Source organism: Psychrobacter sp. Ps6, from assembly GCF_022129235.1.
Classification (GTDB): domain Bacteria; phylum Pseudomonadota; class Gammaproteobacteria; order Pseudomonadales; family Moraxellaceae; genus Psychrobacter.
Window position 1 is genome coordinate 1 of record NZ_JADQAI010000068.1, and the last position, 2,259, is coordinate 2,259.

At 40.5% G+C, this 2,259-nt stretch carries 1 pseudogene; it reads right to left on the reverse strand.

From position 1 onward, the window contains the following. Window positions 1–2,259: pseudogene (locus I3255_RS13765) on the reverse strand (hypothetical protein); the annotation flags it as partial.

Consider the following 2,259-nt stretch of genomic DNA (forward strand, 5'->3'; position numbering starts at 1 on the left):
GGATAAGTTCGATGTACCACCTCAAGCCAACTTGGGAATCCGTTTATATCCCACGTTATATAGCGCAATAGAGTTTCAAGGTCTCCATCACTCATAGACTTAGGAAAGTTAGAGTCTTCCTTTGCTTTTATTTCTAGCCCTGCTAAGCCAAGCAACAAAGCATAGGGGATTGAATTATCAACCTCGGTCTCTGAATACAATTTGGGGCGGAAATTTCGCCAATGATTCATACAAAACTCTTTGTATGCATTTGCCACTTCCAAGCCAAATTCAGGAATTAGCCGTTCCCATTGGCTTGCACTACTTCGACTTGTGACTGAACTATCTTTTTCTAGCTCATTTAATAGCCAGGCATGGTTGTTAGTAATTTCGCCAGATTTTACCTTTGGAGTCGTAATCTGAGACGGGTTTCGTTGTAGTGACTGTATCCACCCTATTCGACTACTTTCTCGCTCTTTCTGTTTTTTTTCAGCTTTTCGACGATACTTCGCTTGCTGAGCCTCGTATCTTAGCGTCGGTTCAAGAGTTATCGGATTTAACAAACTCTCTAATCGTGAAACTAAGATTTCTTCACCAAAGACAGCAATACGAAGATCTTCTAGCATGTTTACAGGCGAGCCTAGCTGTTGATAGAGCCTGAATGCAGCATTCAGTGCGACTAATCGGTCATCTTTCTCAAGGCGAGTACTAACAAATGATACTAACCTTGAGAAATCATCTCGATTGAAAGCCCAAAAATGTTTTAAATATGAGATGCGCCAATCATCAGTCAGGGGCTTATCTTGCTCGCTTAGGTATTTTCTTGCTTTCTCTATGCTATGCCAATACAACGCATCATTAAGTTCCTGCCATTCAGGTACTAGATTATCAAGGTCATGTTCAAAATCGTCTAAGTTATCTTCTCTCCAAAATTGCAAAGCAGCTGCATTTGCTAAAATGGATAATGAAACCTCTGACAAAGCAAATGGTTCTCTATTAACTACTAGCTTTTCCAAACACTTGATAGCAGAACCAAACAACCATGAATATTGTTTAGATACCCTACATTCTCCTCTCTCTATAAATGGAGCAACACTAAGGTAACTACCTAGCCCTTTTAATAATTCAGGAATAAGTTTGATCTCTGTTCTCTCGATAAAATCATGCAGCGTTCGCTCCAAGCGCGATACTTCAAACCTTTTCGCCCCCACTAAGTAATGAATTGATTTAACTAAATATTTAATAGAAAATTCGTCGGATGCGGTATGATCAACCAACTCATTAAGCAGCTCTCTAGGGATTTCCCCTCTACTAATAATCTCTCGCCAGATATAGTATTTTTGTTCTTCGTTCCCACAAGCTAGTACAGCTCGTACTGATGCAATTCTGACGTACTTATCTCGGTTGCTAGATACAGCAATTTCTACAAGAGGTTCAGTACAAGAACTCATCTTCCCTTGCCAGACTAAACGGCCAAGAAAAAATAATGCGTCATCATTGTCTACATATTTGTGGATGAGGTTGAGTACATCCGTCGTTAGATCTGGCTGGGCAATTCGGGCAATAGCCGTGTTACCTTGAGTAGAATAGTCATCTTTATCACCAGCAATTTGAGCTATAACATCAGAAAGGATTTGCCTCCTTACTGATAGCGGCAGCTGAGAGGGGTCGCCTTCTTCTATAGCTATTTCAGGCTTGATATCCAAGATTTTAATTCGTAGACGATCATCAAATAAAATTAACCATGGTAATATCGGACGAAATAAAGGGGTAATAACAGTTTCACCGAAAACTTCTCGAATAAAGTAAGACTCGATTTGGGAGCGCAAACCTTCTTCTTTCAATAAACCAGCAAAAAACTGTGCTGCTAATAGCTCACGAATATCCCTATGACGAAACCTTACTGCGCCGTAAATAATGTCATTAAATAAACCACACTCAAGTAAAGACTTAACGTCTTCTCGTTCCCAGTCGTACAGAATGATGTCGGCATCAATTCCTTGCTTTATCTTTTCAGCATCAGGCACATTGATCCCTACATTACCCGTTAAGATAACAGCGGCAGCCAACCGTTGAGCACCTTCACGGGCCTTGTCTAAGTTGAGAGGCTTTCGAGCATTGTTATGTACCTCATTAAGACGAACATCAACACTGTGTTGTAGCAGATTTAGTCGCCCATCAAGAGATTGATCATCCAACCACTTCGTTATGATGATATCCAAATCAAAAGGTCTTTCTGCGAGATTCCACAGACCTAACCGTTCAACCTCATCTATGAGT